The 26,107-nt window shown below is 45.0% G+C and carries 22 protein-coding genes; 12 read left to right on the top strand and 10 right to left on the bottom strand.

All coding sequences use genetic code 11. The annotated features are described in order from the left end of the window. Nucleotides 1-258 (top strand): glycoside hydrolase family 97 C-terminal domain-containing protein (locus tag DW096_RS17485; protein WP_199711491.1); only part of this gene is annotated, 258 nt, incomplete at its 5' end. 6 nt (nucleotides 259-264) lie between these two features. Then, complete coding sequence (locus DW096_RS17490; RefSeq protein ID WP_005825193.1) at nucleotides 265-1,698, top strand: DUF4185 domain-containing protein; 1,434 nt, start codon at nucleotides 265-267, stop codon at nucleotides 1,696-1,698. Between the two features lie 70 nt (nucleotides 1,699-1,768). On the opposite strand, the gene DW096_RS17495 is transcribed toward DW096_RS17490, so the two are convergent. Then, nucleotides 1,769-2,647 carry a DMT family transporter gene (locus DW096_RS17495; RefSeq protein WP_118931257.1) on the bottom strand — a complete coding sequence of 293 codons (879 nt, stop codon included), beginning with the start codon at nucleotides 2,645-2,647 and terminating at the stop codon, nucleotides 1,769-1,771. A 548-nt stretch (nucleotides 2,648-3,195) separates the two neighbouring features. On the opposite strand from DW096_RS17495, the gene leuS reads away from it, so the two are divergent. The 3 genes from leuS to DW096_RS17510 are packed head-to-tail and all read left to right on the top strand — an operon-like array spanning nucleotide 3,196 to nucleotide 7,557. Next, complete coding sequence (leuS, locus tag DW096_RS17500; RefSeq protein WP_057256737.1) at nucleotides 3,196-6,033, top strand: leucine--tRNA ligase; 2,838 nt, start codon at nucleotides 3,196-3,198, stop codon at nucleotides 6,031-6,033. Between the two features lie 5 nt (nucleotides 6,034-6,038). Next, entirely contained in the window at nucleotides 6,039-6,941 is a 903-nt protein-coding gene (locus tag DW096_RS17505; RefSeq protein ID WP_005825197.1) for a YitT family protein, read from the top strand. A gap of 37 nt (nucleotides 6,942-6,978) precedes the next feature. Beyond that, nucleotides 6,979-7,557, top strand: a complete 579-nt coding sequence (locus DW096_RS17510) for a non-canonical purine NTP diphosphatase (RefSeq protein ID WP_005833965.1) — start codon at nucleotides 6,979-6,981, stop codon at nucleotides 7,555-7,557. A gap of 101 nt (nucleotides 7,558-7,658) precedes the next feature. On the opposite strand, the gene nadA is transcribed toward DW096_RS17510, so the two are convergent. Continuing rightward, on the bottom strand, nucleotides 7,659-8,597 hold the full coding sequence (nadA, locus tag DW096_RS17515) for a quinolinate synthase NadA (protein WP_005825202.1): 939 nt from the start codon (nucleotides 8,595-8,597) through the stop codon (nucleotides 7,659-7,661). Between the two features lie 464 nt (nucleotides 8,598-9,061). Here nadA and DW096_RS17520 point away from each other — a divergent pair, with 464 nt between their 5' ends. The 3 genes from DW096_RS17520 to DW096_RS17530 all read left to right on the top strand — a co-directional run bounded on the left by DW096_RS17520 (nucleotide 9,062) and on the right by DW096_RS17530 (nucleotide 11,745). After that, nucleotides 9,062-9,589 carry an RNA methyltransferase gene (locus DW096_RS17520; RefSeq protein ID WP_005833966.1) on the top strand — a complete coding sequence of 176 codons (528 nt, stop codon included), beginning with the start codon at nucleotides 9,062-9,064 and terminating at the stop codon, nucleotides 9,587-9,589. A 323-nt stretch (nucleotides 9,590-9,912) separates the two neighbouring features. Then, nucleotides 9,913-10,875: a YitT family protein gene (locus DW096_RS17525; RefSeq protein ID WP_005825206.1), complete on the top strand. Its 963-nt coding sequence runs from the start codon at nucleotides 9,913-9,915 to the stop codon at nucleotides 10,873-10,875. A gap of 129 nt (nucleotides 10,876-11,004) precedes the next feature. Continuing rightward, nucleotides 11,005-11,745, top strand: a complete 741-nt coding sequence (locus tag DW096_RS17530) for a DUF5131 family protein (RefSeq protein ID WP_009037514.1) — start codon at nucleotides 11,005-11,007, stop codon at nucleotides 11,743-11,745. Here DW096_RS17530 and DW096_RS17535 read toward each other — a convergent pair. Then, nucleotides 11,740-12,372 carry a DUF4294 domain-containing protein gene (locus DW096_RS17535; protein WP_005833968.1) on the bottom strand — a complete coding sequence of 211 codons (633 nt, stop codon included), beginning with the start codon at nucleotides 12,370-12,372 and terminating at the stop codon, nucleotides 11,740-11,742. The two genes, DW096_RS17530 and DW096_RS17535, sit on opposite strands and share 6 nt — an antisense overlap. A gap of 97 nt (nucleotides 12,373-12,469) precedes the next feature. Between DW096_RS17535 and DW096_RS17540 the strand changes: the two genes are divergently transcribed. Beyond that, entirely contained in the window at nucleotides 12,470-14,515 is a 2,046-nt protein-coding gene (locus DW096_RS17540) for a helix-hairpin-helix domain-containing protein (protein WP_009037515.1), read from the top strand. An 80-nt stretch (nucleotides 14,516-14,595) separates the two neighbouring features. Here DW096_RS17540 and DW096_RS17545 read toward each other — a convergent pair whose 3' ends face one another. Both DW096_RS17545 and DW096_RS17550 read right to left on the bottom strand, forming a co-directional pair. After that, complete coding sequence (locus tag DW096_RS17545; RefSeq protein WP_008662275.1) at nucleotides 14,596-14,799, bottom strand: helix-turn-helix transcriptional regulator; 204 nt, start codon at nucleotides 14,797-14,799, stop codon at nucleotides 14,596-14,598. Continuing rightward, nucleotides 14,792-15,235 carry a hypothetical protein gene (locus DW096_RS17550; protein ID WP_117588639.1) on the bottom strand — a complete coding sequence of 148 codons (444 nt, stop codon included), beginning with the start codon at nucleotides 15,233-15,235 and terminating at the stop codon, nucleotides 14,792-14,794. The genes DW096_RS17545 and DW096_RS17550 overlap by 8 nt, the downstream gene beginning before the upstream one ends. Nucleotides 15,236-15,485: 250 nt before the next feature. Between DW096_RS17550 and DW096_RS17555 the strand changes: the two genes are divergently transcribed. Beyond that, nucleotides 15,486-16,259 (top strand): radical SAM protein, encoded by a 774-nt coding sequence (locus tag DW096_RS17555; RefSeq protein ID WP_117599931.1) that lies wholly within the window; start codon nucleotides 15,486-15,488, stop codon nucleotides 16,257-16,259. A 10-nt stretch (nucleotides 16,260-16,269) separates the two neighbouring features. Continuing rightward, nucleotides 16,270-16,779, top strand: coding sequence for a flavin reductase family protein (locus tag DW096_RS17560; RefSeq protein ID WP_009037517.1), 510 nt, complete (start codon nucleotides 16,270-16,272; stop codon nucleotides 16,777-16,779). A 5-nt stretch (nucleotides 16,780-16,784) separates the two neighbouring features. On the opposite strand, the gene DW096_RS17565 is transcribed toward DW096_RS17560, so the two are convergent. Beyond that, a complete protein-coding gene (locus tag DW096_RS17565; protein ID WP_120028823.1) occupies nucleotides 16,785-17,624 on the bottom strand; it encodes a DNA/RNA non-specific endonuclease in 840 nt (279 codons plus the stop codon). Nucleotides 17,625-17,631: 7 nt separating this feature from the next. Beyond that, nucleotides 17,632-19,314: a SulP family inorganic anion transporter gene (locus DW096_RS17570; RefSeq protein WP_005825218.1), complete on the bottom strand. Its 1,683-nt coding sequence runs from the start codon at nucleotides 19,312-19,314 to the stop codon at nucleotides 17,632-17,634. A 321-nt stretch (nucleotides 19,315-19,635) separates the two neighbouring features. Here DW096_RS17570 and rbr point away from each other — a divergent pair, with 321 nt between their 5' ends. Then, nucleotides 19,636-20,214: a rubrerythrin gene (gene rbr, locus DW096_RS17575; protein WP_005825226.1), complete on the top strand. Its 579-nt coding sequence runs from the start codon at nucleotides 19,636-19,638 to the stop codon at nucleotides 20,212-20,214. A 293-nt stretch (nucleotides 20,215-20,507) separates the two neighbouring features. Here the strand turns inward: rbr and DW096_RS17580 are convergent, their stop codons facing one another. From DW096_RS17580 to nadB, 3 genes are read right to left on the bottom strand one after another with little or no spacing between them, the layout of a single operon-like run. Next, nucleotides 20,508-22,691, bottom strand: a complete 2,184-nt coding sequence (locus tag DW096_RS17580) for a DUF3857 domain-containing protein (RefSeq protein ID WP_120028822.1) — start codon at nucleotides 22,689-22,691, stop codon at nucleotides 20,508-20,510. A gap of 30 nt (nucleotides 22,692-22,721) precedes the next feature. After that, nucleotides 22,722-24,470: a transglutaminase domain-containing protein gene (locus tag DW096_RS17585; RefSeq protein ID WP_120028821.1), complete on the bottom strand. Its 1,749-nt coding sequence runs from the start codon at nucleotides 24,468-24,470 to the stop codon at nucleotides 22,722-22,724. 18 nt (nucleotides 24,471-24,488) lie between these two features. Further along, complete coding sequence (nadB, locus tag DW096_RS17590) at nucleotides 24,489-26,060, bottom strand: L-aspartate oxidase (protein ID WP_120028820.1); 1,572 nt, start codon at nucleotides 26,058-26,060, stop codon at nucleotides 24,489-24,491. Between the last annotated feature and the right edge of the window lie 47 nt (nucleotides 26,061-26,107).

Here is a 26,107-nt window from a genome sequence, read left to right on the forward strand (position 1 = left end):
CATGTCACGGTGGCCCGCAGGAGCGGTTCGGACTGGTGGGTGGGCTCGCTAAACAACGGTACGGAAAGGAATCTGAAATTGAAATTGGACTTCCTTAGTGAGGGGGACTACCAGGCAACGATCTATACCGATGCGGAGGATGTGGAGCGGAATCCAAACAATCTGGACAGACAGGTGCGGAAAGTTACAAGGAAGGATATCATTGAACTGAATCTGGCAAGGGATGGAGGAGCGCTATTACATATTACAAAATTATAAAAAATCATGATACGAATACATGTATTATTACTTGCAAGCCTCCTTTCTATATGGGGGCTTACAAGTTGTGAAAATTCGGATACAGATAAAGTAAATAGTTATAATTTAGAAGTTAACCTTTCTCAAAATGAAATTACTGCGATTAATGGTATAATATCTATCAAAGTATCAATAAAAGAATTCGATCAACTAGCTTATTTAGTAATAAATAAAATTAACGATACTAATAATATTTCTGAGAAATATATAAAATCAAATTTATCACCAGAATATATATTTGAATATATTATAAAAAAGGATGATTCTTCTACATTTTATTTTGAATTTATTGCAGTAGATAATAATAATCAGTCATCAGAAATTTCCAAATTGATAGTCAATAAAGGTATCGTCAATTATTCTAGAGAATTAAAATTTTCAAATTTAAAATGTGTATCCCGTATTACTGGTGCTGAAATAAATGGCACAAACGGATTACCTATTGTAGAATTTGAAGTAAATAATCGTACTAATGAATTATACAATGTAGGTGGTACAGATTTAGGTATTGTTTGGGAATTACAACCCGGACATTATGGACTTTTTTTCGGCGATACATTCGGTAGTGACTTTTATCCAAATTTTGTAAATCCAGGACCCAATGGGAGTAACTGGAGAAGTAATGTTTTGCTTTTCTCTGACGATCAAGATCTTTCTGATGGGCTCACCATTAATGGTGCTACTATGGATGAAAGTGGTAAAAATGCTCGTGAAATATGTTATGGAGGTAAAGATGGAAGTGGTAATGGAGATTGGACTTCTATTCCCACAGCAGCCATTCGTGCCAATGGCATAGATTATGTTCATTACATGAATATTCGTAATTGGGCAGGATGGATAACTAACTTTTCAAGTCTTTACAAATCTTCAGACAATGGAATTACTTGGACACGTTGCCAAAATGTAAAATTTGGTTCAACAAGTAATTTTGGTCAAGTAAGCTATTTCAAAAAAGACGGATATATTTATATGGTGGGTACAATTACTGGACGTGACAATAAGCCTCATCTTGCTCGTTTTTTAGAAGAAAATATTGAAAATCAAACAGAATACGAATTTTGGAATGGAAGTGGATGGATTAAAGGAAATGAAACTGCAGCCACTCCATTATTCAATGATATATCTGGAGAACTTTCCATCGCTTATCATCCAGAATTTAAAAAATGGATATTGCTCTATTTCAATAGTACACGCTATGATATCTCATTCCGAACAGCAGATCATATTATAGGGGAATGGAGTAAACCACAAAAACTAGTCGATGGCTGGCAATATTCACAATTGTATGGTTCTTATATTCACCCCATATCACTCAAAGGAAATATACTTTATTTCATTATGTCTATGTGGCTACCATATAATACTTATTTAATGTCTGCTGAACTCAAATGTAATCCATAAAAAGAATTTTGCTAAATCACATTAATAATGGGGCTGTGTCTTTGCAGACACAACCCCATTTATCTTGTATTTATTTTTTTCCTGCCCAATAAACTCCCCCCAATATCAGCACCGCCCCCATCAAAGCAACTATAGTAAGCTGTTCGCCAAGCAGAAAAGCAGAACCTACCAGAGTGAAGAGAGGATTCAGATAAATATAGTTGGAAGCTCTTATCGTTCCCAGCTGTTTTAATACTACGTTCCAGACTACAAAACAAATCAAGGAAGCCAATACACCCAGGAAAAGTAAATTGAACAGAATAGCCGGCTCGAGAAGACGGGCAATGTCGAAATTCCAGGGATGAATCAGAAATGCAGGAAGAATAGTCAATACTCCATAAAAAAATATCTTACGGGTAATGAAAGTTATACCATAACAATTGGACATTTTTCTCATTATCAAGCTATAGAATGCCCAGGAAAAAGCTGCAAGCAAAGTAAGGAAATCACCTAAAGGAGAAATTTTCAATACAAAGCTACCGTTGTAAACCACCAATGCCACACCAACCAACGCCAGTAAAGAACCGCCTATCAATCCACGGGTGGCCTTCTCCTTTTTATAAATCCACAAAGAAAGAATGGTGGTGAGCAACGGAGCCGTACAGACAATAAACGACACATTCGTCGCCAATGTAATCTCCAAAGCTGTATTTTCTGTAAAAAAGTAGAATGAACCGCCTGTCATGCCTCCTAAAAACATCCAAAATTCATCTTTCCAATTGTCGGCAAACAGTTTTCGGGGAGAAATAAGCCAAATGCCCATATAAGCTATCAGGAAACGAAGCAAGAATATTTCCTGCGGAGAAAGACCGTGCCCAATCAATACTTTCGTTGAAATAAAGGTCAGCCCCCAAATACCTACCGTAAGGACGGCAACAAGATGATAAGTATAATTTTTCATTGCGTTCATACACTTCCGACAAGTCGCACAAATATACGTACTTTCTTTTTTCAATACAATGAAACCAACCATAAATAATGTTCAGGGAGGATTTACTAAAACTCGAAGGAAGATTTACTAAAACGGGAGGAAAGATTTAGTAAATCTTCCTTCGAGTTTTAGTAAATCTTTAAACCCCTTATTAGAAGCCTATTGAACGAACTCTCATTTATCGGCAGAATAATAAACAACAATCTGCCGAATACACAGACAAAAAACACAAAGGATGAAATCTTCCCAGACTTCATCCTTCGCTATATCCTAAAAATCTTTTAGTAAATATCCTATTGAATTAATTTAGCTATTATTTGTATTACAAACAAAAAATTAGTTTTAAAAGCACATCACAAATGTAAGTAATAAAAAGTGAATTATCAAGTCTTTGCCATTGTTTTTTATGTTACTTCGCTACAAATCTGAAAATAAACCCGTAACTTTGCACCGATATTAACCGAATACTAACCGGTTTTAACCATTGAATAAACAATGTTTTCAACAAAATATTAATAAGTACCACTATGGAATACAATTTCAGGGAAATTGAAAAGAAATGGCAGAAAAGGTGGGTGGAAAACAAAACCTACCAAGTGACGGAAGACGAAACGAAGAAAAAATTCTATGTACTGAACATGTTCCCCTACCCCTCCGGTGCGGGATTGCATGTAGGTCATCCGCTGGGATATATTGCTTCGGATATTTACGCCCGCTACAAACGACTGCAAGGTTTCAATGTACTGAATCCCATGGGATATGACGCTTACGGACTTCCAGCAGAGCAATATGCCATACAAACGGGACAGCACCCTGCAATTACGACCGTCAACAATATCAACCGATACCGCGAACAGTTGGATAAGATAGGTTTCTCTTTCGACTGGAACCGCGAAATCCGTACCTGCGAACCGGAATATTACCATTGGACCCAATGGGCATTCCAAAAGATGTTCAACAGCTACTACTGCAACGATGAAAAGCAGGCACGTCCCATCCAGGAACTGATTGAAGCATTCAGCCAAACCGGTACCGAAGGAATAAACGTGGCTTGCAGCGAAGAACTGAGTTTCACCGCCGCAGAGTGGAATGCCAAGAGCGAAAAGGAACAGCAGGAAATCCTGATGAACTACCGTATAGCCTATCTGGGCGAGACGATGGTAAACTGGTGCCCTCAGCTGGGAACCGTACTTGCCAACGATGAAGTGGTGGACGGCGTAAGCGAACGAGGCGGCTTCCCCGTCATTCAAAAGAAGATGCGTCAATGGTGCCTCCGTGTATCTGCCTATGCACAACGCTTGCTGGACGGACTCGATACCATCGACTGGACCGAATCCCTGAAAGAAACCCAAAAGAACTGGATAGGACGCAGCGAAGGCGCTGAAATAGAATTCAAGGTAAAAGACAGCGATTTGGAATTCACTATCTTCACCACCCGTGCAGATACCATGTTCGGCGTCACCTTCATGGTATTGGCTCCCGAAAGCGAACTGGTACAGCAACTTACCACCGACACACAGAAAGATGAAGTAAACGCTTATCTGGAACGCACCAAGAAACGTACCGAACGCGAACGTATTGCCGACCGTAGCGTTACCGGTGCATTCTCCGGAAGCTATGCCATCAATCCCTTTACCGGTGAGGCAGTTCCTATCTGGATAAGCGACTATGTACTTGCCGGATACGGTACGGGTGCCATCATGGCTGTGCCTGCGCACGACAGCCGTGACTATGCTTTTGCCAAGCACTTCGGTCTCGAAATTCGTCCGTTGGTAGAAGGCTGCGATGTAAGCGAAGAGAGCTTCGATGCCAAGGAAGGCATTGTATGCAACTCTCCACGCGAAGGCGTTACTCCCTATTGCGACCTCTCACTGAACGGACTTACCATCAAGGAAGCGATTGCCGCTACCAAGAAATATGTGAAAGAACATAACTTGGGACGTGTAAAGGTGAACTTCCGTCTGCGTGATGCCATTTTCTCACGTCAGCGCTATTGGGGCGAGCCGTTCCCGGTTTACTACAAGGACAACATGCCTTACATGATTGACGAGAGCGCCCTGCCCTTGGAACTGCCCGAAGTAGCCAAATTCCTGCCTACCGAAACCGGTGAACCTCCATTGGGACATGCCGCAAAATGGGCTTGGGATACCGTAAACAAATGCGTCGTAGAAAACGAAAAGATAGACAACATCACCGTCTTCCCGTTGGAACTCAACACGATGCCCGGATTTGCCGGTTCAAGCGCCTATTACCTGCGCTATATGGACCCGCACAACAACCAGGCACTTGTAGACAAGAAAACGGATGAGTACTGGCACAATGTAGACCTTTACGTAGGCGGTACCGAACATGCCACCGGTCACTTGATATACTCCCGTTTCTGGAATAAGTTCCTGTACGACCTCGGCATTTCCGTAGCCGAAGAACCGTTCCAAAAGCTGGTGAACCAGGGCATGATTCAAGGACGGAGCAACTTCGTCTATCGCATCAAAGATACCAATACATTCGTGTCCCTGAATCTGAAAGACCAGTACGACACTACCCCACTCCACGTGGATGTGAATATCGTATCCAATGATGTTCTGGACCTTGAAGCCTTCAAGGCATGGCGTCCAGAATACGAAACTGCCGAGTTTATTCTGGAAGACGGCAAGTACATCTGCGGATGGGCTGTGGAAAAGATGAGTAAATCCATGTTCAACGTTGTCAATCCCGATATGATTGTCGACAAATACGGTGCCGACACTCTCCGCATGTACGAAATGTTCCTCGGCCCGGTAGAACAATCAAAGCCGTGGGATACAAACGGAATAGACGGTGTGCACCGCTTCATCAAGAAGTTCTGGTCATTGTTCTACGACCGCAACGACAATTATCTGGTAACGGATGAACCTGCCACCAAGGAAGAACTGAAATCCCTCCACAAACTGATTAAGAAAGTGACGGGAGACATCGAGCAATTCTCTTACAACACAAGTATCAGTGCCTTTATGATTTGTGTAAACGAGTTGTTCGGAATGAAATGCAACAAGAAGGAAATCCTGAACCAGTTCATCATCGTACTGGCTCCCTTCGCTCCGCACGTATGCGAAGAGTTGTGGGAGACACTGGGCAATGCAGGCTCCGTATGCGATGCCAAGTGGCCGATATGCAACGAAGAATACCTGGTGGAAGATACGGTCAACTACACCATTTCCTTCAACGGAAAGGCACGGTTCAACATGGAGTTCCCGGCAGATGCGGCATCGGATGCCATCCAGACTGCTGTATTGGCCGACGAACGCTCTGAAAAATGGATGGAAGGCAAGTCCATCGTCAAAGTAATCGTAGTGCCGAAGAAGATTGTGAACATCGTTGTCAAATAACAGATATGCAAATTACAAAACCAACCAAAGCGGAAGTGACGAGAGAGCTGAAGGATTATATCTTCATCACTCTGGGACTCATCAGCTATGCACTGGGATGGGCGGCATTCCTCATTCCCTATCAGATTACGACCGGAGGTACTACCGGTATCGGTGCCATCATCTATTATGCCACCGGATTTCCCATCCAGTGGTCATACTTCATCATCAATGCCGTACTGATGACTTTTGCCATCAAGATACTCGGACCGAAATTCAGTATCAAGACTACGTTTGCCATCTTCGGACTCACTTTCTTCTTATGGTTTTTCCAGTTGCTGGTGAACGGTTCGGACGGCGTCCCTCCCCAACTGCTGGGCGAAGGACAAGACTTCATGGCTTGCCTGATAGGTGCGGCAATGTGCGGTGCCGGACTGGGTATCGTGTTCAACTGCAACGGCAGCACGGGAGGTACGGACATCATTGCAGCCATCATCCATAAATACAAGGATGTCACGCTGGGACGCATGATTATGGCTTGCGACTTCATTATCATCAGTTCCTGCTATGTGGTATTCCATGACTGGCGACGTGTGATATTTGGTTTTGTAACTTTGTTTGTTATCGGATTTGTACTGGATTACATAGTCAACAGTGCCCGGCAATCCGTCCAGTTCTTTATTTTCTCCAAAGAATATGAAAAGATTGCCGACCGCATCACCAAAGAAACCCATCGCGGTGTAACGGTACTCGACGGTATCGGCTGGTACAGTAAACACAACGTGAAGGTACTGGTCGTCCTTGCCTACAAACGCCAATCGGTAGAAATATTCCGGATGGTGAAAGATATAGACCCGAACGCTTTCATTTCCCAAAGTTCCGTCATCGGTGTATACGGAGAAGGTTTCGACCGGTTGAAAGTGAAATAGGGACTTGTATAAGCCACAAGTATAAGGAGAACATAATATGAGAAAGAAATTTGTATTTGCCACCAACAATTCACACAAACTGGAAGAAGTAACTGCCATTTTGGGAGAGAAGGTCGAACTTCTCAGCATGAAGGATATCAAATGCGATACTGACATTCCGGAAACTGCAGACACACTTGAAGGAAATGCTTTGCTGAAAGCAAGATATATCTTCGATAACTATCATCTGGACTGTTTTGCCGACGATACCGGTTTGGAAGTGGAGGCCCTTGGTGGGGCACCGGGTGTATATTCCGCCCGTTATGCCGGCGATGCACACAATTCGGAAGCAAACATGAAGAAGTTGCTGAAAGATATGGAGGGCATCGAGAACCGTAAGGCACAATTCCGTACCGTATTTGTACTTATCATCGACGGAAAGGAACATCTGTTTGAAGGCATCGTGAAAGGAGAAATCACGAAAAACAGAAAAGGCGCTTCAGGCTTCGGTTACGATCCCATATTCATTCCCGAAGGATATACGCAGACTTTTGCAGAAATGGGGAATGAACTGAAGAATAAAATCAGTCACCGGGCATTGGCCACTAACAAGTTGTGTAAGTTCTTAATGAGATAATGTTTTTAATGTGCTGATATGCTAATGTGCCAATGTGCTAATTGGCTGCGCTGTCACGCCGAAAGGTCATTAGCACATTGGCACATTAGCATATCAGCACATTATAACCCCAGTTGAGCCGATATTTCCAACATCCTCTTAATCGGTTTCACTGCTTTTTCTGCAATCTCAGCATCCACCTTTATTTCCGGTGATTCGTTTTTCAAACAATCATAAAGCTTTTCCAGTGTATTCAGCCGCATGTAACTGCATTCATTGCAGGCACAAGTGCTGTCGTTGGGAGGAGCCGGAATAAATGTTGTCTGCGGGCATTGTTTCTGCATCTCGTGCAGGATACCGCTTTCGGTAGCTACAATGTAGCTCTTTTCGGGATGTGCCACTGCATACTTCAGCAAAGCTGCCGTAGAGCCTACCACATCGGCCAGTTTCAAGACTGTACTCTTGCATTCGGGATGTGCCAGTACCACCGCATCGGGATGCTGCCGTTTTATTTCAACAATCTTTTCAACCGAGAATTCCTCGTGTACATGGCATGCGCCATCCCATAATAACATATTTCTTCCGGTAATGGAGTTGATATAATTACCCAAGTTCCGGTCCGGGCCAAAGATTATTTTCTCATCTTTGGGGAAGCTTTCCACAATCTGCTTTGCATTGGTAGAAGTTACCACCACATCGGTCACCGCCTTTACGGCAGCCGTTGTGTTCACATAGGATATCACCGTATATCCGGGATGCTCTTTGACAAACTGACTGAATTTGTCTGCCGGACAACTGTCTGCCAACGAACAGCCTGCCGCCATATCGGGCACCAGTACCTTCTTGTCGGGACAAAGCACCTTTGCCGTTTCTCCCATGAAGTGAACGCCGCACATCACGATAATGTCCGCTTCCGTCCGGGCTGCCCATTGTGCCAAAGCCAGACTGTCGCCCACGTAATCGGCTATATCCTGTATTTCACCTTTCTGGTAGTAATGGCCCAGAATGATTGCGTTCTTCTCCTTCTTCAGCTGCTTGATAGCTTCTATAAGATTATCCATAATTATATTTTTTAATTTCTCTTTCTTCTTTAAAAATCCTTTGATAGTGATGATAGGCTGTTAATAGTGTGGACAAATAAATACGATTTTTCTTGCCCATGAAGTTATTAGTATCAAGCTGAATTTTACTCTTATGCTTATAAACCGGGGTTTTTAAGTTTATCCGTTGATAATAAGACTTCTGCTAAACAGCATTAACATGTTGTTAATAATATGCAAAGTTAATAACTTTAGAGTTATAAACCGATGAAACCAGGCTGAAAAATATGTTGAATGAAGCCTGGAAAATTCTCCTTAACTTTTTTGGTTTGTTCGTTTCACTGCTGTAATATGCAGACCTTTGAATAATGCAAGGATTATTTTTAAAATTGTTTCCCTATTGTATTGACACCTTTTCAACGGTTATTAACCGGGATATAAACGGAAAAAAGTATCTTTGCAGGGAGATTTAAAAGTATATTGTCATGCGTAAACTGAAGATAACTGAACTGAATCGTATTAGTGTAGAGGAATTTAAGGAAGCCGAAAAACTGCCTTTGGTAGTGGTATTGGATAATATCCGCAGTCTCCATAATATAGGTTCCGTTTTCCGTACTTCGGATGCTTTCCGCATCGAGTGCATTTATCTTTGTGGCATTACAGCTACCCCACCCCATCCGGAGATGCACAAAACAGCTTTGGGAGCGGAATTTACCGTAGATTGGAAATATGTTGATAACTCTGTTGAAGCTGTTGATAACCTAAAATCCGAGGGATACATCGTTTATTCTGTAGAGCAGGCGGAAGGTAGTGTGATGCTGGACGAACTGGTGCTGGACAAGACTAAAAAGTATGCTGTGGTAATGGGAAATGAAGTGAAGGGTGTTCAACAAGAAGTGATTGACCATTCGCACGGTTGCATTGAAATTCCTCAATACGGCACAAAGCATTCGTTGAATGTATCGGTTACGGCGGGTATTGTTATTTGGGATTTATTCAAGAAACTGAGATAATAACAGGGCTGTTAATAAGCTGTCAATATATCGGGTTTGTTGGAGCTATAGATCGAACACGGTGCATCTATAGATCCAGCGTGTTGCATCTATAGATCCAATAAACTAGTTCTATATAGGTATGATGAGAGATTTTATGAACAGTGGTTTATTTTTATAATCAACCATTTTATTCATTGTAAATTAATGCTTTATCTCCTAATTTATCCTTTTTGTTAACCATGTATTCAACACATATCGGTTGTATGTGGAAAACTTGCTGTACAGTTGGTGTCTTTTCTTATTTTTTGTATATTTGCTGAATATATATAAATCATATCGATATGAAAAAGATAATATCTTCATGGATAGGCATTTTTGTAGGTTGTACTATTCTGGCAGCAGGTTTTGTTTACTTTATCAATCCTTATAATCTTGTTCCTGGCGGGGTGTATGGAGCCAGTATTGTGCTTCATAATCTGTTCCCTTCTATTCAGGTAGGTACTTTCGGTTATATGTTTGATATTCCTTTGCTTATCATTTCCGTGCTGGTACTGGGAGCAAAATTGGGAGCACGTACTATCGTGGCGGCACTATTCACTCCGCTTGCCATGAATGTGCTGTCTCTCCTCTCCTATCCTTCTGAAGAAGCGCTCCATCAGTTGGACCCTACACAGTTGCTGGGTGGCAGTCTGAATATGTCCGACCATTTGATGCTGACTTCTGTGATTGGTGCGGTGGTTATCGGTATAGGCTGTGGTATTGTAGTGCGTAGCCGGGCTACTACAGGAGGTACGGATATTGTGGCGATGATATTGCAGAAATATTGCCATATACGTTTTTCAAAGGCGATACTGCTGGTAGATGGTATTGTGGTGGGATTCGGCCTATTGGTTATCGGTTTCGGTATCGGAAATCCGGATGATGCTACACAACCTTCGTGGCATTTGTCTTTCTATTCACTGATAGCTATTTTTGTCACTTCAAGGGTATTGGCCTATGTGATAAATGGGGAGAAGAATGACAAGATACTGTTTGTCATCAGTGATATGCGCCTTACCGCTTTGCACGACTATATTCTTAAAGATTTGGACCGTACAGCCACTTGCATCAAAAGTAGTGGTCTTTATACCAATGTAGACAAGGAAATGCTGTTTCTTGTGGTGAGTTACAAGGAAGTGGTAGGTATCAAGCAGAAGATAAGGGAAGTAGACCCAAAGGCTTTTGTAGTGGTTACCGATGCTTATGATGCATTTGGTGAAGGTTGGAAAGAGCTTCCGATGGCAGGAGAGGTACAACCCGAATAGGTAGTAATAAACAATTGTTCATTCTATTATTAACTGAATATATAGCTTAATATCAATTGTTTAATAACTAATTATTTATGTTGCTAACATAGTTTTCAACATGGTGTTAACGATAAGTTTTTTGTTTGAATGAACGGTATTGTTGCGAAGTCGATGATGTGGAACTTATGGCATGGTTGCCATAAATTGAGTGCAGGTTGCAAGCATTGTTATGTTTATCGTGGTGATGCCCGACGAGAGGTGGACAGTTCGGTGGTGGTGCGGACAAAAAACTTTGACCTGCCTTTGCGTAAAAAGCGTAACGGAGAATTCAAGATACCACCTGGAACATTTGTCTACACCTGCTTTACTTCCGATTTCTTTGTGGAAGATGCTGACAAATGGCGGGCCGAAGCATGGGAGATGATTCGTTGTCGCAGTGACCTGCATTTTATGATGATTACCAAGCGTATAGACCGTTTTTCTGACTGTCTGCCCGATGATTGGGGAGACGGATATGATAATGTAACCATCTGCTGTACGGTTGAAAACCAGGCTTGCGCCGATTATCGCTTGCCCATTTATAAGAGGGCTCCTATAAAGCATAAGATAATAATCTGTGAACCGCTGCTGGAAAGGATAGATTTAAGTACTTATGCTGTTGGCGAATGGATTGAACAGATAGTTGCAGGGGGAGAATCCGGTTACGAAGCCCGCCCTTGTGATTTTGAATGGGTGATGGACCTTCGCAGAATTTGTGTGGAAAATAAAGTGGACTTCTGGTTCAAGCAGACCGGTTCTAAGTTCGTCAAAGACGGAAAGACATATAATGTGAAACGCCAATTTCAACATTCGCAGGCACGCAAGGCGGGAATAAACATCAGTTTATAATTGTCCGCTTTCTACCATCAATATCACCCGTTCGGTCAATGCATCGTCTCCCATAGGGTCGTATTGTTTTTTTAGACTGGCGCCGAAGAGTGCGGCAAAAGTCTGGTAGAAACCGGCTTTGAAAGGGCCCATAAAAGCTTTTACCAGTTCATATCCGGTGGAGTTGGTCTGTCGGTCTACCAGTTTTATTAACAGTTTGCCTTGGGCAAAGGTAAGTTTCTTCATGCGGGGAGTGTATTGCTCCTTCAAGCTTTTCTCTACTGCTTTCATGTGTTTCTGGCGGGCTTTCTCGGTGGGCAGGGTCATCATGTATTCGTAGGTTTCAATGATGGCACGGTTAATCTCCTTGGAGATGGGAAGTACCTTCTTTACGTCACGAATGAGTTTGTAGTACTTGTTCATGTCGCGCTTGTTCTTGAATTTAAGCGGCTTGAAGATGTAGACAGTGGGGAGCTTGACATAAGGGATGGTATCTCCTTCGTAAACGCACATGGGAGTAAGATAGACACTCTTTTGCGCAGCAGACTGTGGTTGCTGCTGTGCAAAACATTTCAGGCTTCCGAGAGAAAGAAACATGATGAGTATTACTATGTTAAGCCTTGCGTTCATGTTGCAAAAGTACACCATTCTGTGTAATGTTGTTGCATCATGTTGATTTTTCCTTGCTCAATTAACTTATTTAAGGTAACTTCGCTTCCCAAAACATGAAAGTGACCTACTATTAATGGAATTACTCAAGATAGGAGTTTTTGTAAGTATGCTGTCAATGACTCCTATGCTTGAAGCTCAAAATATATCCGGCCTTCAGAAAGAACAGCCTTTACTTCTTTTGGAAGAAAATTTGGAACAACTTTCCATCGGGAATGAGGAAGAATACGGTTGGGAAGATGAATTGGAGGAGTTGTCCCGACGTCTGCAAGAGCCTGTCAACCTCAATGCCGCCACTAAACGGCAATTGGAGCAGTTTCCTTTTCTTACGGATATACAGATAGAGAATCTTCTGGCTTATGTCTATATACACGGACAGATGCAGACCATTTATGAATTGCAACTGGTGGAGGAGATGGATAAACGTACCATCGACCTACTGCTGCCCTTTGTCTGTGTGCGGGCAGTGAAAGCGGGTAGGGGGTATCCTGCTTTAAAATCTATACTGAAATACGGGAAACACGAAACATTGGCACGTTTGGATGTACCGTTCTATATCCGTAAAGGATATGAGAAGAATTACCTGGGACCTTCCCTTTACCATTCTTTGCGCTATAATTTTCATTATGGAGATTATCTCCAAATAGGCGTGACGGGAGAGAAGGATGCCGGAGAACCCTTCTTTGCCCTGCACAACAGAAAAGGCTATGATTACTATTCTTTCTATTTTCTGATAAAGAATCTGGGGCGGCTGAAGGCTTTGGCATTGGGCAATTACCGTCTGAGCTTCGGGCAGGGACTGGTACTTAGTACGGATTTTCGTTTAGGAAAAACATTCTCTATGTCTACAACAGAATATCGTACCGGAGGCATCCGTAAGCATAGTTCTACCGATGAGTACAATTATTTCCGGGGAGTGGCGGCAACGGTGGGAGTATTGCCTTACTTGGATATTTCGGCTTTCTATTCGCATCGCTCCATGGACGGTGTGGTGGAGGATGGCGAGATAACTTCCATTTACAAGACGGGATTGCATCGCACGCAGAAGGAGGCAGATAAAATGAATGCCTTTGCCTTGCAGGTGATAGGTGGAAACATGACCTATGAAAAGAACTCTCTGAAGGTGGGAGTGACGGGGATTTACTATTTTTTCAACCATCCTTACAAGCCTCGGTTGAACAAGTATGCAAAGTACAATCTTCATGGAAGTGATTTCTATAATGTGGGCATGGATTATAGGTATCGTCTGGGCCGTTTTGTCTGGGTGGGGGAAGCGGCAACCGGCAGTAAAGGCTATGCGTTGCTGAACCGGCTGAAGTATAATCTTTCTTCCGATTATCATCTGCTACTTGTTCACCGGTATTATTCATATGATTATTGGACTTTGTTTGGGCGTTCCTTTGGCGAAAGCAGTATGCCGCAGAATGAGAACGGATGGTATCTGGCAGCAGAGGCCACACCTTTCGCCCGGTGGAAGTTTTTCACTTCACTGGATGTGTTTTCTTTTCCTTGGTGGAAATACCGTATAAGTAAGCCCTCAAAGGGAGTGGATGCCATGTTTCAGGTTACTTATACTCCTCGAAAGAGCCTTTCGATGTATTTTAATTATCGGTACAAACAGAAAGAAAGAGACGTGACGGGTACAAGCGGTGCAGTTATCGAACCTATCTATCACCATAAACTCCGTTATCGGCTGACCTATATGCCGGGAAGATATATCTTTCGTACTACAATAGATTATAACCACTTCCGTCAGCAGGATGGGGAAGGGTATCGCTTTGATAGACGGCAAGGTTATCAGTGTACTCAATTTTGCTCGTACACTTTCCCCTTCCCTCTGTCAGTTTCCGTGCAGGGAACCTGGTTTCATACGGACGATTACGATTCGCGTGTTTACGCCTCCGAGCGTGGATTGTTATATACTTTCTATACCCCTTCCTTCTATGGCAAAGGGTTTCGTTACTCCGCTCATCTGCGATATGATTTGAGTAAGAACTTCATGTTTCTTGCCAAATTCGGACAGACGGTTTATCAGGATAGGGAGACGATTGGTTCGGGCAATGATGAGATACCGGGAAATAGGAAAGCGGACTTGCAGATGCAACTGCGTATCAAGTTTTAGAAACTGTTTTAATTTTATTTTTCAGGTTGCCTCAGAAGAAAACTGAAATAAAATTAAAACAGTTTTTTAGAGTCTTCTCTTTATCTGTCACTTTCTTCCAACATGAAAATTTCATTTACAGTCTTTCCGAATATCTCTGATATTTTCAATGACAGCAAGGTGGAAGGGACATACTTTCCCGATTCTATGGCATTGATGGTTTGCCGGCTCACTCCTATGGCTTCAGCCAATTGCTGTTGGGTCATATGCTTGATGGCTCTTTCTACCCTTAATGTATTAGTCATTGTTGCTCCTCCTAAATTTATAAAGTTCAATGTTGTACTTTATGATGAACAGAAACAATATCATGAACAAGTCTATAAATACAAAATTAAGATATTGCATGTCATAAATCAGCATAGTGCATACTATCAGTAGGGAATACGCTGTTATGGTAGCCCAGATAAGAGAGTTTGAACGAATATTGGCGATGCATTCATCTTCGTCCTTTTCTTTTGAGAAAGCTATGAACAAGAGTGAAACCGTAAGCCCTATCATACTCAACTCGTCGAATAAAGAGTTCTTGATAATACCCCAGGGAATTACTGACAACGCGTTTACCTTCAACCAATCTTCATTGCTGCCGTCGAAAAGGCAGATGAAGGACGTGATGGCGAATGGGACAAATAAACACCAACCTATCTTTCTGAAAGTGGTTGGAAATAAATAGTTCTTTCTCATAATACTATGCATTTAGATGTTATCTGCAAATGTAATGTATACTTTACATATAAACAAGTAAAATAGATAAAATGTAATGTATGATTTACTTTTTTAACATGAGATGTATGCTTTATAAAGGGAATATTTTCTTTTATGGGTAAACTTTTGCAAGCCGAACATTGCCAGATACCATAGTTTTCACTTAACTTTGGAGCGGTAAGATTGTTTAAGCATTAATCAAACCGTAAATCGTCAAATCGTAAATAGTATGACTGTCATTTATCCATCTCCCATATTCGGTCCCGTTCATTCTCGCCGTCTGGGAGTATCTTTGGGAATAAATTTATTGCCGGCAGACGGCAAAGTATGCACTTTCGACTGTATTTACTGTGAATGTGGCTTCAATGCCGACCATCGTCCCAAACAGCCGTTGCCTACGCGCGAAGAAGTCCGTTCGGCCCTTGAAGCCCGTCTGCGGGACATGCAGCAAAACGGACCTACACCGGATGTACTGACTTTTGCCGGTAATGGAGAACCGACGGCACATCCCCGTTTCCCCGAAATCATAGAAGATACACTTGCCTTGCGCGACAAGTATTTTCCGAATGCAAAGGTGAGCGTACTGAGCAATTCTACCTTTATTCATCGTCCTGCCGTATTCGAGGCTTTGAACAAGATTGACAACAACATCCTTAAACTGGATACGGTAGATGAAGAGTATGTCCGTGTACTTGACCGTCCTACCGGACATTACTCCATCCGGGAGATTATAGAAGGAATGAAAGCATTCAAAGGGAACTGCATTATCCAGACCATGTTTCTCAAAGGAAGTTATAAAGGACAAGATATGGATAATACATCCGATAAATTTGTTCTTCCCTGGCTGGAAGCTGTCAAGGAGATTGCTCCCCGCCAAGTGATGATTTATACCATCGACCGCGAAACGCCCGACCATGATTTGCAGAAGGCCACCCGCGAGGAACTGGATCGCATTGCGGAACGGATACGGGAAACGGGTATACCGGTAAGTGTTTCTTATTAATAATATACTTATGAAATCAATAGCAATTAAAGATTTAAGCGAGAACTTCTTCGAAGTGATAGGCAAAGAGTGGATGCTGGTTACGGCAGGCAGTAAAGAACATTTCAACACCATGACTGCCAGTTGGGGAGGTATTGGCTGGCTTTGGAACAAGCCGGTGGTGTTTGTCTTTATTCGTTCCGAGCGCTATACGTATGAGTTTATGGAGGAGAACGAATATTTCACCCTTTCTTTTTTAGGAAAGGAAAACCGGAGCATTTACAACCTTTGTGGCAGTAAATCGGGTAGGGAAGTGGATAAGGTAAAGGAAACTGGTCTGAATCCTATCGTTACCGAGCGGGGAAACATTCTCTTTGAGCAGGACCGCCTGGGATTGGAGTGCCGCAAGCTTTTCATTACCGATATGAAAGAAGAACTCTTTCTCGACCATTCCGTCTACGAGCGTTGGTATGGCGGTGACCACGGTGGATTGCACCGGGTTTATGTAGCCGAGATTGTAGATGCCTGGGTAAAGGAATAGCTCCTTTACCACAGCTTCAAGTCATATTCGGCTTCCACCTTCTCTTCTATTTCATCCGGAAGGGCGGGGAAAAAGTCGATACCTGTAATACGTTCCACTTCGTCCACTGTATTGACGTAGCTGTCCAACGGATGATTGCCTGATGTATTCTTATAAATGAAGCCGATGGCTTTGGGGGGATTGCTGTCTGCACACAGAACGACCTTGAAGAATGCTTCGGGCACTGTAATTTTGTGCTTCTTACCAATGGTGCGGTGACGTTGGTCATAGAGAATAGGACCGCATACAATGTATATCTTGCCTTCTTCTTGTGCCCAACGGCGGCATGACTCTTCCAGTTCTTTCCAGTCGCCACGGTTTAGATTGTGGTTCTGCGGGCAAATGTTTGTCATGTAGAAGCTCTCTTGCATGGCTTTCCAGTGCCAGCGGTTGTCACCGGCCGGACACATATGTCCGCGGTCCATGCCGGCTCCTTTGTAGTCATCGGTGGTTACTGCCTCGTGCTCAGGCAGGTCGGGGTCGGGCAGGAACTTGTCTGTACGGCTTTCACGCTCCACCAGTTTTTCGGGAGTGAGTTCCCAGGCTACCCAGTTGGGTATCTTTAAATCTTTGTTGTAGGATACTGTGTAGCCTTTCCGCTGGAGAATCTGTTCGGAGACGTTCTTCAGCTTTGCCGGTATTTCAAGGCGTGTGCCTGCCGTGAGTTCTATCTTGGCAGGCATAGAACTCTTTTGCCTGGCATCCGAAAGTATCTTTGCAACGGGTTCATAGGCAAGGCAGACCGCACATATAAACAATATAAGATAATAGACGCCTTGCGATTGTTTCTTTTTTTTTCGTGCCATGCCGGGATTAGTGTTGGATAATCATTTTGGCCCTTTCCAGTGCCACATTTATGTTCGGACAGATATTTTCTTCGCCCAACAGCTCATAGAAGCCCGATTTTTCCAGTACCTTATGTACCTTTTCATTGACACCGGAGAGCACAATGGTTATTTTTTCCTTTTGGGACATCTCACAAAGGCTTGTCAAGTTGTGGATACCGGTAGAATCGATGAACGGAACTTTACGCATGCGGATGATGCGCACTTTGGGGCGGTCGCCCAGCCGCGCCATGATTTCTTCGAATTTGGTGGCGATGCCGAAGAAGTAAGGACCGTTTATTTCATATACTTCCACATCCTCGGGGATTATCAGATGCTCGTCATTGCTTGCAATGTCCGATTCTGCATTCGGGTCTATTTCATCTTTGATGACGGATATTTCGGTAGTCTCCATGACGCGGCGCATAAACAGCACGCAGGCAATCACCAGACCTACTTCAATGGCAATAGTCAGGTCGAAGATGACGGTCAGGAAGAAAGTAATCAGCAGTACCGTGACATCCGATTTAGGATTCTTCAATAATGCCTTGAACGTACGCCAACCACTCATGTTATAGGATACTATGACCAGTACACCCGCCAGGCAAGCCATTGGGATATACTGTGCCAGCGGCATGAGGAACAGTAGGATAAGCAGCAATACCACTGCATGCACCATGCCTGCTACGGGAGTTTTTCCTCCGTTGTTGATATTTGCCATGGTACGCGCGATGGCTCCGGTGGCAGGGATACCGCCAAACAGCGGGGTAGCCATGTTGGCAACACCTTGTGCTATCAGTTCCGTGTTGGAATCGTGTTTGTCGCCTATCACACCATCGGCCACGGTGGCAGACAGCAAAGATTCGATGGCACCCAGTACAGCGATTGTAATGGCTACGGGGAACAAGTTCTTTATCGCTTCCCAATCCAGGGCAGGCATCACGGCATCCGGCAGTTCGGCACGGATGCTGAAACGGTCGCCGATGGTATCGATACAATCAATGCCTCCATATACTTTCATCAGCCAGACTGCCACTGTCACCACGATGATGGCAATAAGTGACCCCGGAATCTTCTTCGAGAACCGCGGTGTAATGGCAATGATGAAGATGCTGACAATACTTACAATCGTGTTCCACCAGTTTACGGTATCGAAATGTCGGAAATAAATCATCCATTTTCCTACAAAGTCTCCCGGAACTTTCTCTCCTCCGAACGTCAACCCGAAAATATCGGCAATCTGCGTAGTGAAGATGGTGACGGCAATACCGCTTGTAAAACCTACGATGATGGGATAGGGGATAAACTTAATGACAGCTCCCAGTTTGAAAACTCCCAGCAGGATGAGCAGTACGCCTGCCATCAGTGTGGCGACAATAAGCCCCGATTCACCGTATTGCTGGATGATGCCATAGATAATGACGATGAACGCACCGGTCGGTCCTCCAATCTGTACCTTGCTCCCACCCATCAGGGAGATGATGAAACCGGCTATGATAGCCGTAATGATACCTTTCTCCGGTGATACGCCGGAGGCGATACCGAATGCAATGGCAAGCGGGAGGGCAACGATACCTACAATGATACCTGCCATCAGGTCTGCCATGAACAGTTCTTTAGAGTAATTTTTTAAAGCCGTGTATAGCTTTGGTCTGAATCCGAACGCTTTCATTATAATCTACTTTTTTATACGTTTTTTTATACAGAATGTAATGTATATATTGCAAATTGCCTGCAAAAGTAGATAAAATAATGGATATTAGTGAACACAACTGTGATGTATTTTGTTTTCCTTATCAGATATGTGCTATTAATTATGTCTGAAATACCTCTTCGGGTTATCGGTGAAGATAGATTCTTTCTATAAGACGATAAATAAATCCGATGGGGCAGAGGTGTGATTATTCCAAACTAAATTCGTAATTTTGTGTTGTTTATAAACAGTACGAACGACATTTATACGTAATTATATTAACTAATAAAAAAAGAGACTATGGCTAAAAGTGTTAAAGGAACTCAGACTGAGAAGAATCTGCTGACTTCATTCGCTGGTGAATCACAAGCAAGAATGCGTTACACTTATTTTGCAAGTGTAGCCAAGAAAGAAGGTTACGAACAAATCGCCGCTATTTTCACAGAAACGGCTGACCAGGAAAAGGAACACGCTAAACGTATGTTCAAGTGGCTGGAAGGCGGTATGGTGGAAATCACCGCTTCTTATCCTGCAGGTGTTATCGGCACTACCCTGGAAAATCTTCAGGAAGCTGCTGCCGGCGAACACGAAGAATGGTCATTGGATTATCCTAAGTTTGCTGATATTGCAGACGAAGAAGGTTTCCCCGAAATCGCTCTTATGTACCGTAACATCGCCATTGCCGAAAAGGGACACGAAGAACGTTATCGCGCTTTTATCCAGAATATAGAGACTGCCAGCGTATTTGCCAAGGAAGGCGAAGTGGTATGGCAGTGCCGCAACTGTGGTTTCATCTACACCGGTAAGGAAGCTCCTCAGGTATGCCCGGCTTGCTTGCATCCGCAGGCTTACTTCGAAGTAAAGAAGTCAAACTATTGATGATAATTTCCTCATAGAGAGAACAAAGTCCCGCAGAGCGAAAGCAAGCTCTGCGGGGCTTTTTGTTTGCTGTGACAGTCATATAGCTTGTAATTGCTGCACATTTGCTGCAGCGTCACTGCAAACAAATTGCAGTGCGACTGCAAAACTGTTGCAGTGCTGTTGCAAATCAATTGCAGTGCTGCTGCAAACCGGTATGCAGTGACGCTGCAAAAAGTATGCAGTCGTTTTGCAGTGGCTGTACAGTACGACAGCAAGCTGTGTATGGCGATGCTGCAGCGGGCAGAGAAGGATTAATAGCCGGTTGTTGGAGATGTAGGGGGATTAATGGTTGCTTGGAACACTATTGAAAGTGCTTCATAACTGTTGGCAGCATCGGTTATTTCAAGCAGTTTCTCCCAGTTGGCTACCGGTTCCGTCTTGTGGTTGATGCGTTTTTCGGCTTTTATTCTTAATGTTCCGTCTTCAGTGGTGGCTTGGACAATGAAAGCGCCGCAGTCGTTTTCTACTTTTACGTTCAGTCTTTCCAGGCCTTCGGGAGAAATTCGATAACTTTCCGGCAGATTGACTGTGATGTCCCATTGGTAACAACGGGGCATCTCCCAATAAATGTCCTCCTTGCGCAGGCGTTGTTCGCCTTTCAGCTCTGGCTGTGACCCTATCAACCGACCTACGGAGAGAACAAAGTTTGTACCCGCTTTCTTTACGTATCCGTCCAGTACATAGTCCACTTGATAGGCAAGTGCCGCACTGTCTGCCCGGTTTCCGATGCTGAAAAGCTGGTAGCCGAGGAGTGTTTCCAGTCCTTCTTCCGAGCCATGATAACCGATGATTTCATTACGGTAACGCTCTTTCTCCTGCTCCCGTTCACGGCGGTAACTTTCGCGCAGGTCGGCATGGAATTTTTCTTTGGTTTCGTCGTAGATGGTGGCTGTAATACCCAGTTGGCGACGAACGGAGTTGTAAAGGTCCTCATCCATAATGAGGTAGGGTTGGAAGTGTTCTTTCAGAGCACCGCTCATCTCTTCCCGGCGGCTGATGTGGAGAGTGGTGCCGCTTATAGAAGCGTTTATGGTAGCCATATCCCGGTTGTCTTGGGGGGTGGTGGAGGGAAGGGTAAGGCATGTGTTGTCTTCCAGTATGGCTTCTTCGCCTTGCAGGCTGGCAGGCACTTCACCGGGAACAGCATAGCAGGCCGGTGGAGTATAGCATTTTCCGTTGGATTCCAGATAGATAAACCAAGTGGTATTGCTGTAGTTGATGAGCTGGTCCAGAGGCTCCCGGGTATCTTTGGTCGTGATTCCTGTCCGGTGGGGAATACCTGCTTTTTCCAGAAGTTCGTGCATCAGCAGGATGAAACTGGCGGGAGTATAGTCTGCACCGTTTTCCATATACCGGTAATAGCAGTATTGGTAGAGGTAGTCCATCAGTTTCTTATCGCTCCATCCTTCGGCTTGACGGGCTTTGAGGGCTTTGGATATTTCGCCTTTCCGTCCGCTGCGCAGACCGGACCAGTTGGTGCCGGGAGCCTTCATGGAGGCACGTGTGTCATCTGTCATCAGTTTTGGATTGGGGTTGGCATATAGTCCCGGCTTGCGGGCGCTGGGTGGCATCCAGGCATAGGGTGTCTTGCTGTTGTAGATGTACATCAGAATCATGGGCGTTTGCCGGGCACTGTTGTACCAGAAGTCGGGAATGACACGTCCGGAGTCTCCGGTATGCAAGTCGAGGATATGGTTTCCTTCGGTATCGGTGCTATGGTCGAAGTCCCTTGCTCCGTTCAGGCAACGGTAGAAAGTGCTCAGCTTCGGGTCTATCTCGCAATGGACGGAATAGGCAAGCAGAGGATAGCTGTCCATAAAGTAAAAACCGAAAGGTTCGGGATTCTGGTTGTTCAGTATGGTGTATCGTACGAAGAACAAGTCGATGATGTCTCCGATTTCCAGTCCGGGTACGGCCAGCTTGTTCCATTTCTCTTGGATGTTGCGGCTACGTGGGTGGCCGCCTTCATCGGTTTCCATGTACTCCTGCGGGTCTGTTTCCTGAATTGTTCCGTCCGGTTTGATGATGCGCACACCCAGTATACGCTGTTGTTCATTACGGGTGTAGCGTTCTTTTTCCTGGGAAAGGAAGCTGAACTGTGACATCTCTTCCAGTGCACTTTGGCTGTTGATGTATACCATTTGGCGGTAGATGCTGCGGCAGGTTATCTGTTGTTTGGTCAATCCCATTCCCCACCAGTCCAACTTGGTTTTCCGGGTTACCTCCAGACGGCTGTGTACGGCAAGGATAACGGCGGGTTCGTTTCTGTATTTCTCGGGTACAGTCATATTTTTAAAGTCGGGCAGGTTCAGCGACCATACTTCATTGCGCACTTCGCTTACGAGCGCAGCATATTTGTCTTCTTCCTTTTGGGCATTCAGTCCCGAAGTGGCAAGTAACATCAGCAGCAGTAGGAAAAAACGTGTTGTTTTCATGGTGATGGCGTTTTATATTCAATTATTTGTTTAAAGGGTGTTTTGCCGGATTACTATCTGTTCGTTGCAGGCTTTTTTCCATTGTCGCAGGGCATCATTCCAAGCAGGGATAAGAGCAAGTGGAATACGTTTTCTGCGTATCTCCATCACTTTTCGGAAGTGGATATATCCTGCTCCAGCGCGGTAGGAGCAACTGAGGATGCCCTGATTCGTTTCAATGTGAAAGTCTGCAGGCAAATAAGACACGGCATATCCTTGTGGAATATCAATCGTTACCTCGCGTATAATACGGCATCTCCACGGCAGTAGGTAATCCTGCTTGCGGCGGGTGGTGTCAATGGGCTGGTGGAAGAAATCTTCGTGCGGGTCTGCTTCGAGGCAGTACTCTCCATCGGCCGATTGTACGGCAGCGGTATTGTTTATCTGATTGTTTAGCAGGTCTGTCTGCTTCTCCTTGGGGGTGTCATGGTAGAGACTGAGCAGGTATTCCTTGTATTCACCCGTACTTACGCGGATGGCGGTGCCTTTCAGGGTAGGGGGATTGCTGTCCGTCATCAAGCGATAGTGATAATTGAGACTGTCCGTAGAGGTAGAGGCATCCTGCTGGGGAAGAGTCAGTATCAGGCAGCTGTCTCCGTTTTCTACCAGTGCTTTTCGGCCTTGTATACCTTGGGGGATGTCTTCGGGCGGTAGGTATCGGTAGGTGGCATCCAGGCAATATCTTTTCCCTTGATGGAAAAGAAGGCAGAAGGCATGGTTGATGGCAGCCAGTGTCGGCACTTCGTCGGGAGAACTGGCGATGTCGTCCGTACCGATATAGGCCATTCGGGCATCGAATCCTTGGGCTTTCAGCAATGTGCGCAGCAGGAGTGCCATTCCCTTGCAGTCGCCGTAACGCTTGCGCAGCACTTCGGCAGGCCGGTCGGGCCGATGTCCTGCCAATCCGTTTTCAAAGGCGATGTAGCGTATGTTCTGCTGTACGTAGGCATAGGTGCGGCGTATCTTCTCCAGTTCATCGGTGCATCCGGCAGTAATTTCATCCGTCAGCATTTCGGCTTGGGGGAGAGTGCAGTCCACCTCGGCCAGTCCGTTCAGCCAGCGGTACATGGCCTGTACATCGGCAAAGGGACCGGTCACCAGCAGATGGGGATAGAGGCAGTTGTCTGCGGGAGCAGCTTCTTCCTTTCGGGTGGCAGGCACTCCTTTTAAGGTGTAGACAAAAAGGGAATCCCCTTCCTTATTCACGCTCTTTTCACACCGGATGCCGGGACCGAAGTTCTTCTCCACCAACCGGAAACGGGACAGTGCGGCAGGAATGGTGACGGTGATACGTTTCTTGCGGATGAAGTATTCCTCCGGAAAGTAGATGCGTGTAAAGTAGCGCAGGTCATGGAAGGTACGGCTGAACTGTACGGCCGCCTTTTTCCCCTGCCGGCTTAGGGAGAGGTTGAAGTAGCAGATGCGGGTATCGTCGAAGAATACATTTTCCGGTGTGGCATGGCGGTGGATGGCTTTGGGGGCAAGTACTCCCTTGGCTTTGGCTTCGTCCAGGGAGATGAATTCGCCATAGAACATATGAGGTTGTACGGTAGCTCCCATCCGCAAGGCTTCATATTCGGTCTTTCGGGTGTTTTGTACGATGGGGTTGTCTCCTGGTCCTTCTTTGAAAACATAGCTGTCTTCACAGCAGTTGATGATGATATTGTCGTCCATCGTCTGACTGTAGAGACAGCTTGAGAAAATATACAAAAAAATGAAAGAGAAATATTGTTTCCTCATGATGGAGAGGATTTATGTTTATTTCTTGGCGTGCGGATAGTCTATCGTGTAGTGCAGTCCGCGGCTTTCCTTGCGTTCCATGGCTTGCTTTGTTATCAGGTATCCTACGTTTATCATGTTGCGTAGTTCGCACAGCTCTCGGGTAGCCTTGCTCCGCTTGAAGAGTGCTTCTGTCTCCTCGTAAAGTATGTCCAGTCGGTTCCAGGCACGTGTCAACCGGGTATTGCTGCGGACAATGCCTACGTATGCCTCCATAATTTGGTTCACTTCCTTCATGCTTTGTGTGATGAGGACACGTTCTTCGGTGGAAATGGTACCTTCGTCGTTCCATTCGGGAATGTCTTCGTTGAAGTCATAACGTTCCAGTACGTTCAGCGCGTGTTTGGCTGCCGCGTCGGCATAAACCACGGCTTCAATCAGTGAGTTGCTTGCCAGACGGTTGCCACCATGCAGTCCGGTGCACGAACATTCGCCGATGGCGTACAGGCGGCGGATGCTGCTCTGTCCGTCCAAATCCACCTTGATGCCACCGCAGAGATAATGGGCGGCGGGGGCTACCGGTATGTATTCCTTTGTAATGTCTATACCGATGCTGAGGCATTTCTTGTATATGTTAGGGAAGTGCTTCTTGGTTTCTTCGGGGTCTTTGTGGGTGACGTCCAGATACACATGGTCCTCACCGCGCTGTTTCATTTCGTTGTCGATGGCACGCGCCACGATGTCACGCGGGGCCAGCGAGAGTCGCGGGTCGTACTTCTGCATGAATTCTTTTCCGTCTTTGGTACGCAGCACGCCGCCATAACCGCGCATGGCTTCGGTGATGAGGAACGAGGGGCGGTCTCCCGGATGGAAAAGAGCTGTGGGATGGAATTGGATGAATTCCATGTCTTTCACTGCTCCCTTGGCACGGTAGACCATGGCAATGCCGTCTCCCGTGGCCACCAGCGGGTTGGTGGTATGGCGGTAAACGGCTTCGCAACCGCCCGTTGCCATGATGGTGACTTTGGAAAGGAAGGTATCCACCTCGCCCGTCGCTTCGTTCAGCACATAGGCACCGTAGCACTTGATGCCGGGGGTGTGGCGGGTAACGATGATTCCCTGGTGATGCTGGGTAATGATTTCCACAGCGTAATGGTCGGTCAGTACGGTGATGTTGGGGTGTTGCTTCACAGCTTCAATGAGGCTGGTCTGTATCTCTGCACCCGTATTGTCCTTATGGTGGAGGATGCGGAATTCGGAGTGGCCGCCTTCTTTGTGCAGGTCAAACTCTCCGTCCTCCTTTTTGTCGAAGTTCACTCCCCATTTGATAAGCTCCTTGATTTGTTCGGGGGCATTGCGCACCACCTTCTCTACGGCTTCACGGTCGCTTATCCAGTCACCCGCAATCATGGTATCTTCGATATGCTTTTCAAAATTGTCTACGGCCAGATTGGTGACAGAGGCGATACCTCCTTGTGCAAAATAAGTGTTTGCCTCTTCCAAACCTGCCTTACAAATGAGGGCTACTGTTCCTTTATGCGCTACTTTCAGCGCAAAACTCATACCGGCAAGTCCGGAGCCGATAACGAGAAAATCGAACTTTCTTACCATAGGTTTTGTGTATTAAACGCCGCAAAGATAGTGTAAACCAAACGTAG

Origin of the sequence: Bacteroides sp. AM07-18 (genome assembly GCF_003602695.1) — a bacterium.
Taxonomy (GTDB): Bacteria; Bacteroidota; Bacteroidia; order Bacteroidales; family Bacteroidaceae; genus Bacteroides; species Bacteroides uniformis.

What these genes read in the sequence shown, in the direction of transcription:
- DW096_RS17490 (WP_005825193.1), top strand. Translation starts at nt 265, where the DNA reads ATGATACGAATACATGTATTATTACTTGCAAGCCTCCTTTCTATATGG.
- DW096_RS17495 (WP_118931257.1), bottom strand. Translation starts at nt 2,647, where the DNA reads ATGAACGCAATGAAAAATTATACTTATCATCTTGTTGCCGTCCTTACG.
- leuS (WP_057256737.1), top strand. Translation starts at nt 3,196, where the DNA reads ATGGAATACAATTTCAGGGAAATTGAAAAGAAATGGCAGAAAAGGTGG.
- DW096_RS17505 (WP_005825197.1), top strand. Translation starts at nt 6,039, where the DNA reads ATGCAAATTACAAAACCAACCAAAGCGGAAGTGACGAGAGAGCTGAAG.
- DW096_RS17510 (WP_005833965.1), top strand. Translation starts at nt 6,979, where the DNA reads ATGAGAAAGAAATTTGTATTTGCCACCAACAATTCACACAAACTGGAA.
- nadA (WP_005825202.1), bottom strand. Translation starts at nt 8,597, where the DNA reads ATGGATAATCTTATAGAAGCTATCAAGCAGCTGAAGAAGGAGAAGAAC.
- DW096_RS17520 (WP_005833966.1), top strand. Translation starts at nt 9,062, where the DNA reads ATGCGTAAACTGAAGATAACTGAACTGAATCGTATTAGTGTAGAGGAA.
- DW096_RS17525 (WP_005825206.1), top strand. Translation starts at nt 9,913, where the DNA reads ATGAAAAAGATAATATCTTCATGGATAGGCATTTTTGTAGGTTGTACT.
- DW096_RS17530 (WP_009037514.1), top strand. Translation starts at nt 11,005, where the DNA reads ATGAACGGTATTGTTGCGAAGTCGATGATGTGGAACTTATGGCATGGT.
- DW096_RS17535 (WP_005833968.1), bottom strand. Translation starts at nt 12,372, where the DNA reads ATGGTGTACTTTTGCAACATGAACGCAAGGCTTAACATAGTAATACTC.
- DW096_RS17540 (WP_009037515.1), top strand. Translation starts at nt 12,470, where the DNA reads ATGGAATTACTCAAGATAGGAGTTTTTGTAAGTATGCTGTCAATGACT.
- DW096_RS17545 (WP_008662275.1), bottom strand. Translation starts at nt 14,799, where the DNA reads ATGACTAATACATTAAGGGTAGAAAGAGCCATCAAGCATATGACCCAA.
- DW096_RS17550 (WP_117588639.1), bottom strand. Translation starts at nt 15,235, where the DNA reads ATGAGAAAGAACTATTTATTTCCAACCACTTTCAGAAAGATAGGTTGG.
- DW096_RS17555 (WP_117599931.1), top strand. Translation starts at nt 15,486, where the DNA reads ATGACTGTCATTTATCCATCTCCCATATTCGGTCCCGTTCATTCTCGC.
- DW096_RS17560 (WP_009037517.1), top strand. Translation starts at nt 16,270, where the DNA reads ATGAAATCAATAGCAATTAAAGATTTAAGCGAGAACTTCTTCGAAGTG.
- DW096_RS17565 (WP_120028823.1), bottom strand. Translation starts at nt 17,624, where the DNA reads ATGGCACGAAAAAAAAAGAAACAATCGCAAGGCGTCTATTATCTTATA.
- DW096_RS17570 (WP_005825218.1), bottom strand. Translation starts at nt 19,314, where the DNA reads ATGAAAGCGTTCGGATTCAGACCAAAGCTATACACGGCTTTAAAAAAT.
- rbr (WP_005825226.1), top strand. Translation starts at nt 19,636, where the DNA reads ATGGCTAAAAGTGTTAAAGGAACTCAGACTGAGAAGAATCTGCTGACT.
- DW096_RS17580 (WP_120028822.1), bottom strand. Translation starts at nt 22,691, where the DNA reads ATGAAAACAACACGTTTTTTCCTACTGCTGCTGATGTTACTTGCCACT.
- DW096_RS17585 (WP_120028821.1), bottom strand. Translation starts at nt 24,470, where the DNA reads ATGAGGAAACAATATTTCTCTTTCATTTTTTTGTATATTTTCTCAAGC.
- nadB (WP_120028820.1), bottom strand. Translation starts at nt 26,060, where the DNA reads ATGGTAAGAAAGTTCGATTTTCTCGTTATCGGCTCCGGACTTGCCGGT.